Consider the following 7533-nt stretch of genomic DNA (forward strand, 5'->3'; position numbering starts at 1 on the left):
GTGACCGGGCCGTCGGCGACTGACAGGTCCACCCCGAGCCGGGCACGTCGGTCGTACGCACGACCGCTCGCTGTGGCGCACCGCCGCGCCGCACCCAGGGCACGTTGTCGCGCCGCGTCCGTCCGGGACGCGCCGCCGTGCCGTCTCCGCTCAGCTCGATGGCAGAAGGATCTTTCATGACGATTTTCCGTGCCCGCCCCGCCGCGACCCTGGTGGTCGTCGCCGCGCTGGCCGCCGCCGCGTCCACAACTGGAGCGGCCCTGCTCACCGGCCCGGCCGTGGCGGCCCAGGGCTGCCGGGTCGACTACACGCCCAACCAGTGGCCGGGAGGGTTCACCGCCACCGTCAAGGTCTCCCCGGGGGACGCGGCCGTCTCCAGTTGGACCGTCACCTGGACCTACGCCGGGGACGAGCGGGTCACCAGCGGCTGGAACGCCACGGTCAGCCAGTCCGGGTCGACGGTGACCGCCCGCAACGCGTCGTACAACGGCAGCATCCCGGCCGGCGGCTCCACCGAGTTCGGGTTGCAGGGCACGTACGGGTCCAGTGGTGGCGCGCCGACCGGGTTCAGCCTGAACGGCGTACCGTGCAACGGCGCCACACCGCCGCCGACGACCCCGCCGCCGACGACACCTCCGCCCACCACCCCGCCGCCCACGACACCTCCGCCGACCACCCCGCCGCCCACCACCGAGCCGCCGACCGGGTGTGCCGGCGCGGTGCTCTGCGACGGCTTCGAGGGCCAGACCGGTTCGACGCCGTCCGGCGACTGGGCCGTGGTGAGCCCGGACTGTTCCGGCGCCGGCACCGCCACCATCGACACGGCGACCACGCACAGCGGCAGCCGGTCGGTGCGCATCAACGGCGCCGCCGGGTACTGCAACCACGTCTTCATCAGGTCCACGAAGAGCCTCAGCAGCGTGGGCAACGTCCGCTACGGCCGGATCTGGGTCCGGCACACCACCGCCCAACCCACCGAGCACACCACGATGATGGCGATGGCCGACGCCGCCGACGGCAACAAGGACCTGCGGTTGGGTGGCCAGAACGGCGCCCTGCAGTGGAACCGCGCCTCCGACGACGCCACCCTGCCCGAGCAGAGCCCGGCCGGGGTGGCGCAGAGCGTGCCGCTGCCCACCAACCGATGGACCTGCGTGGAGTTCATGGTGGACGGCGTGGCCGGTCAGCTGCGTACCTGGGTGGACGGCACCGCCGTTCCCGGGCTGACCGCGGACGGCACACCGACGCATGACATCGACGGCCAGTGGTACAACCGCACCTGGCGGCCGCAGCTCACCGACCTGAAGCTGGGCTGGGAGAGCTACGGCGGGGGAGCCGACACCCTCTGGTACGACGACGTCGCGGTCGGGTCGAGCCGAATCGGCTGCTGACCCTTCGAGGTTGCGGACGGGGACCGTCAGCGGAGCCCGGCCAGATCAGTGACGATCAAGGGTGTGACCCGGAAGCCGGGTCACACCCTTGGTCGTCACTGATCTCCTTCACGACACGGCGGGCCCACAGGCACTCACCTCACACGGGAGGATGTCTGGACACCATCTGGTCCGCTTGGTGGCGGGGGCGGGAGCGCACTGCCGCGTCCGCTCTCGGCAACCGCGCGGTCGGGGACCGAGGAGAGGGCGACCATGGACCGCACGTTGGCCGAGATCCTGGACGCGGCGGCGCACGGGCACTTCCCGCCACCGGACGGCGGAACCACAGTGGTCCCGCCGCCGAGCCGCCGGGACGCCGGAGTCATCGCCTTCACCGGGCACTCGGTGGTGTTCACCGACGAAGACCCCCAGTGGGTACGTCGTACGCTGGCCAGTCTCGACTGCGACTCCCTGGCGGCCACGATGAATCCGCGCTTCCTGGGTGCGCTGCTCGACCGCACCCGGCGGTCCATGGACACGATCGACCTGCTGACCGTCGCGAGCAGCCTTGCCGGGCCACCTCCACTGCAGCTGACCGAGCTTGCGGACGCCGATCACCCCCGCGAGGTCAGGGCACGTCGACGTCGTGACGACATCCGCGTCTGGGCCGCCGAGGGTGGGGTCGTCGTGCTCGGCCGCGGGGTGGCCGGCCGTTGGGAGGCGGCGATCGAGGTCGACGACGAGCGCCGCCACCGGGGCCTGGGGCGGGCGCTGGCGACGGCCGCCCGACATCTGGTGCCCGACGGCCAGCCGGTCTGGTCCCAGCAGGCCGCCGGCAACGCGCGCAGTGTGCGCGCCTTCCAGGCGGCCGGGTTTCGACCAGTGGGCGCCGAAGCGCTTCTGCTCAAGCCGTAGACACCGCACCGGACGAGGCGCACGGACCACTGAGGGCCGAACCGTGATCGGCCGAAGGTTTCCGAGATCACGCCCGGGGGCATCCCGGCGGTTGAAGTCAGCCCGCTAACCCTGATCGAGGAGAGCACCATGTCGGTCCAGGCATTTCTCTACGTTGTCGCCGTCATCCTGATCGTGCTCGCTGCTCTGCCGCTGCCCACGAGGGGTGTCTCGCTCGCGCTTCTGGGTGCCGCCTGCGCCCTGCTCGCTTACGCCTGGCCGGTGATCACCGGCTGACCTTTTGAGTCGTCGTCGGTGCGGCCGGTGGTCGGCAGTCAGAGCGTGCTCTGGCTGCCGGCGACCGGCCGCGAGTCTGTTGTCCTCACGGGGTCGCGGTTCGCTTGCTGAGTTTCTTTCACGAGCGTAGGAAGAACACCACCCATCGATCCGCCGTCCCGCGTCGAAGGAGATGCGTGTGACCACCTCCAGAGGACTCCGTCTCGCCATGTCCGTGCTGGTGACCGCAGGCGCCGTCCTGCTCGGCACGGCGGCCCCTGCCGCACCGCCGACGACTCCCGCGCCGATCGGGCACCCGTCCTGCGACCCGATCGACCCGACCGCCTGCCTGCTGCCGTTCCCGAACGACTACTTCACCGTGCCGGACCGGAGCAGCCCCACCGGCAAGCGGGTGCGCTTCGCCGCCGCCGCGATGCCCGCCAACGTGCAGGGAACCCCGATCGACCCGACGGAGTGGAACCGGCAGGACGGGTTCAGTCCGGGCTCGCCGATCCTGGTCCGCGTCCCCGGCCTCGACGCCGCGGCGAGCGGGATCGCGCCGGTCACCGACATCGGCCGCTCGCTGGCGCCGGACGCGCCGATCGTGCTGCTCAACACCCGGACCGGTGAGCGCACGCCGTACTGGGCCGAGCTGGACGCGCACGCCGCCGGCCAACCCGACCGGCAGCTGCTGATCATCCGGCCGGCGGTGGCGCTGACCGAGGGCGCCCGCTACGTCGTCGGGTTGCGCGGCCTGCGCGACGGCAACGGTGCGTTGATCCCTGCGCCGAAGGCGTTCACGGCGTACGTGACCGGAACCGGCCGCAAGCAGCGGGACGCCCGGGGGCCGCAACTGAGGCGGATCCTCACCGAGCTGACCCGAAGCGGCGTCCAGCGGCACAGCCTCTACCTCGCCTGGGACTTCACCGTGGCCAGCCGGAACGGGCTGACCGGTCGGATGCTGGCGGTCCGGGACGACGCGTTCGCCGACCTCGGCCGGGCCGCGCCGCCGGTCACCGTCACCCAGGTGACCGACTATCCACCGGAGCAGGATCCGCTGATCGCCCGTCAGGTGACCGGCACCATCGGCGTGCCGTCGTATCTGACCGGTGACGGCGGGCCCGGTTCCCGGCTGCACTACGGGCCGGCCGGCGGCACCGGGACGCCGCCCACGCCGAATGCCCTGCCCACGCCGTCCGGCGCGACGGTGGCCGCGGACTTCGTCTGCAACATCCCGCGCAGTGCCTCGGCCGCGAGGCCGGCGCACCTCTCGCTCTACGGCCACGGGCTGCTCGGCAGACCGACCGAGATCAACGCCGGCAACGTCAAGACGATGTCGAACACCCACAACTTCACCTTCTGCGCGACGACCTGGATCGGCATGGCCGCCGCCGACGTCCCCTTTGTGGCTGGCGCCTTCACCGACCTCAGTGTCTTCCCCGCGGTGGCGGACCGGTTGCAGCAGAGCTTCCTGAACTTCCTCTTCCTGGGCCGCGCGATGATCCACCCGGGCGGGTTCGCCGCCCACCCGGCGTTCCGGGACGCCACCGCCCGGCCGCTGATCAATCGCGGTGGCGGCCTGCACTACGACGGCAACAGCCAGGGCGGCATCAACGGAGGCGCGCTGACCGCCATCGCCCAGGACTGGACCCGGTCGGTGCTCGGCGTACCGGCGATGAACTACTCCACGCTGCTGCAACGCAGTGTGGACTTCGCACCGTTCCAGGCCGTGCTGGACGGCTACTACCCGGACAAGGTCGACCAACAGCTGGTCCTCGCGCTGCTGCAGATGTTGTGGGACCGGTCCGAGGCCAACGGGTACGCCCAGCACATGACCGACCGACCACTACCGCGCACCCCGGCACATCAGGTGCTGATGCACGTGGCCTTCGGCGACCAGCAGGTATCGCCCGCCGCGGCGGAGGTGCAGGCGCGCACCATCGGCGCGCGTCTGCACACCCCCGCGCTCGCCGACGGCTGGTCACTGGACGTGCGGCCGTACTGGGGCATCACACCGATCCGCCGCTACCCGTACACCGGCTCGGCGATCGTGATCTGGAACAGCGGCGCGGCCTACGCGCCACCGCCGACCAACCTCGCCCCGGCCGGGCCGGAGTTCGGCGACGATCCGCACGAGTTCCCCCGTGCCCAGGCCGGGGCCCAGAAGCAGAAGGCGGTCTTCCTGCTCACCGGCAAGGTGATCGACGTCTGCGCGCGGACACCCTGCCCGTGACGCCGGGCTCGGGACGAAGACCGGAGCGGCAACATTCTGCGGGCGCACTACCGTGCGGCGACGACCGCGACATCACGCTCTCCTGAGGTCACGCACAACCGCGCCGCCCGCCGCAGCTCCGCGGCGGGCGGCGCGCTCGTCGGCTACGCCGGCGGCTCGATCGCCTCGACGAGAATCTCAAGGACATGCCGGTACGGCTGGCCGGTGGCCCGGCTCATGCCCATCTCGCAGGTGCGGTTGCAGGAGGCGTACGCGTCGTGCTCCCGCTGGTTGATCTCGGCGGCCTGCGCCGCGGTGGCGCCGGCCGTGACCTCGGGGTGCAGCAGCCCCCGGTCACCGGCGAAGGCGCAGCACCCCCAACTGTCCGGCACGGTGACCGTGTCGGCGACCGCCCCGGCCACCGCGCGCAGGTCGTCGGTGCCGCCCAGGTGCACGGTGGAGCAGGTGGGGTGCAGGGCCAGCGAGCCCAGTCGCCGGGGCTGCGGCAGCGCCGGCAGCAGGTGCTCGGCGGTGAAGGTCACGCTGTCGACGAAGCGCAGCGCGCCGTACCGTGCCTGGTCCTCCTCGGCCAGCGCGGCGGTCAGCTGCGTCAGCCCGTGTGTGCAGGATGACGCGTCGCACACGATGGGCAGCCGACCCTCGTCGCTGGCCGCCCAGAGCGCGGCCAGGGTCCGCTCGGCCATCTCGCGGTGACCGGCGGGATAGCCCTTGGACTGCCACGGCGTTCCACAGCACAGACCCGCCGTGCCGGGCGGTACGACGAGCGGCACCCCCGCCAGTTCGCAGAGGCGCAGGAACGCCGCCGCCGAACCGCCGGACTGGCCGCCCTCGGGTGCGAAGAGGCTGCCGACGCAGGCCGCGAAGAACACCGCCTGGGCGTCCGGCGCGCTGCGGGGGGTGGGTCGGGGTGCGCCGGCGCGGGGCATGTCGTCGCTCCACAGCGGCACGAGTTCGGTGGCGCCGAGCCCACGGATCGCCTGGGTGGCGGCGCGGGTCACCGGCGTCGGTACGGCGTGTGCGGCGGTCAGTCCCACCCGGACTCCCGTCACAGCGGCCTGCCAGTGCCGCGCGGCGGTGCGGGCGGTGCGCTGGGCGCGAGGGGTGTGCCGCTCGGCGCGCAGCCGCTTCATCGCCGCGCCGGTGTCGATGCCGACCGGGCAGGCGGTGACGCAGAGGCTGTCCGCGGCGCAGCTGTCCACCGCGGCGTACGCGTAGTCGGCGGTCAGCTCCCGGCGGCGCTCCTCGTCGCCGGCGGCGGTGGCGAGGGCGATCTGCCGTTGCAGGACGATGCGCTGCCGGGGGGTGGTGGTGACGTCGGCGGTGGGGCAGACCGGCTCGCAGTAGCCACACTCCACACAGGCGTCCAGCTCCGGGTCGACCGTCGGGACGGCCTTGAGCTGCCGCAGGTGCACGGTCGGGTCGTCGTTGAGCAGCACACCGGGGTTGAGCAGGCCACTCGGGTCGCACAACCGCTTGAGCTCGCGCATCACGTCGTACAGCTCGTCGCCGTACTGCCGGCGGACGAAGGGCGCCATGGCCCGGCCGGTGCCGTGCTCCGCCTTGAGTGTTCCCCCCTCGGCCAGCACCAGATGGACCATGTCGTCGGTGAACCGGGCGTAGCGGTCGATCTCGGCCGGGGTGTCGAAGGACTGGGTCAGCATGAAGTGCAGATTGCCGTCCCGGGCGTGTCCGAAGATCACCGCGTCCGGGTAACCGTGCCTGTCGAACAGGCGGATCAGCCCGTCGCAGGTGCCGGTCAGGCGCGGCATCGGCACCGCGACGTCCTCCAGCAGGGCCGTGGTGCCGGGCGGGCGAGCCCCGGCGACGGCGGTGTAGAGGCCCTTGCGCAGGTGCCAGAGGTTGGCCCGTTCGCGCGGGTCGCGGGTCAGCTCGGTGCCGGTGACGGCCGGCAGCCGGTCCAGCACGGGCCGGGCGTCGGCCAGCGTCGCGGCCAGCCGCTCTGCGCTGTCCTCGGTGAACTCCACCAGCAGCGCGGCGTGGCCCGCGACCGTCAACCCGCGCAGGGCCGGGCTCGCACCCGGGTCGCGCTGACTGACCCGCAGCGCGGCCGCGTCGAGCAGTTCGGCGGTACGGGCGCCGGCGGCGAGCAGCGCCGGCAGCGCGTCGGTGGCGTCGGTGAGACCGGGCAGGATCAGCAGGCCGGTGGCGGCGTGGTCGTGGATCTCGACGGTACGGAAGACGGCCTCGGCCACGAAGCCGAGCGTGCCCTCACTGCCGATCATCAGGTGGGCGAGCATCTCGACCGGGCTGCTGTGGTCGAGCAGCGAGTTCAGCCCGTACCCCATGGTGTTCTTCATCGCGAACAGCCGCTCGATGGTGGCGCGCGACCCCGGCGTCGAACGCACCCGGTCGCGCAGCCGCAGCAGCCCGGAGTGCAGCTCGGGCTCGTCGGCCCGCAGCCGCTCGTCGGCGTCGCGGGCGCCGGAGTCGACGACGGTGCCGGACGGAAGCACGAAGCGCAGCGACTCCATGGTGCGGTACGCGTTGTCGGTGGTGCCGCAGGTCATCCCGCTGGAGTTGTTGGCCACCATGCCACCCACCGTGCAGGCGGCCTCGCTGGCCGGGTCCGGGCCGAGCCGGCGTCGGTAGCGGGCCAGCCGGGCGTTGGCCTGCCGGATCGTCAGACCCGGCTGGAGCCGGATGCGGCGGCCGTCGTCGAGGACCTCGGCGTGCCGCCAGTCGGTGCGGACGTCGACCAGCACGTCCAGATCGGAAGTGCGGCGTGGAGGGAAAGAGTGG

General features: G+C 72.5%; 5 protein-coding genes. 4 read left to right on the top strand and 1 reads right to left on the bottom strand.

Features of this window, described 5'->3' with window-relative positions; all coding sequences use genetic code 11:
- Positions 1–176: 176 nt before the first annotated feature.
- The 4 genes from PSH25_RS21460 (at position 177) to PSH25_RS21475 (ending at position 4773) form a co-directional block, all read left to right on the top strand.
- On the top strand, positions 177–1391 hold the full coding sequence (locus PSH25_RS21460; RefSeq protein WP_238660779.1) for a cellulose-binding domain-containing protein: 1215 nt from the start codon (positions 177–179) through the stop codon (positions 1389–1391).
- A 252-nt stretch (positions 1392–1643) separates the two neighbouring features.
- Complete coding sequence (locus tag PSH25_RS21465; RefSeq protein WP_238660780.1) at positions 1644–2285, top strand: GNAT family N-acetyltransferase; 642 nt, start codon at positions 1644–1646, stop codon at positions 2283–2285.
- 129 nt (positions 2286–2414) lie between these two features.
- Positions 2415–2561 (top strand): hypothetical protein, encoded by a 147-nt coding sequence (locus PSH25_RS21470; RefSeq protein WP_238660781.1) that lies wholly within the window; start codon positions 2415–2417, stop codon positions 2559–2561.
- 172 nt (positions 2562–2733) lie between these two features.
- A complete protein-coding gene (locus PSH25_RS21475) occupies positions 2734–4773 on the top strand; it encodes a hypothetical protein (protein WP_238660782.1) in 2040 nt (679 codons plus the stop codon).
- A gap of 143 nt (positions 4774–4916) precedes the next feature.
- Here the strand turns inward: PSH25_RS21475 and PSH25_RS21480 are convergent.
- A partial coding sequence (locus PSH25_RS21480; RefSeq protein ID WP_238660783.1) for an FAD-binding and (Fe-S)-binding domain-containing protein occupies positions 4917–7533 on the bottom strand: 2617 nt, incomplete at its 5' end.

This window comes from Micromonospora foliorum (assembly GCF_022229015.1).
In the GTDB taxonomy this organism is placed as follows: Bacteria; Actinomycetota; Actinomycetes; order Mycobacteriales; family Micromonosporaceae; genus Micromonospora; species Micromonospora foliorum.

Excerpts from the sequence above, each read along its gene's own strand:
- PSH25_RS21470 (WP_238660781.1), top strand. The coding sequence starts at position 2,415 with ATGTCGGTCCAGGCATTTCTCTACGTTGTCGCCGTCATCCTGATCGTG.
- PSH25_RS21475 (WP_238660782.1), top strand. The coding sequence starts at position 2,734 with ATGCGTGTGACCACCTCCAGAGGACTCCGTCTCGCCATGTCCGTGCTG.
- PSH25_RS21460 (WP_238660779.1), top strand. The coding sequence starts at position 177 with ATGACGATTTTCCGTGCCCGCCCCGCCGCGACCCTGGTGGTCGTCGCC.
- PSH25_RS21465 (WP_238660780.1), top strand. The coding sequence starts at position 1,644 with ATGGACCGCACGTTGGCCGAGATCCTGGACGCGGCGGCGCACGGGCAC.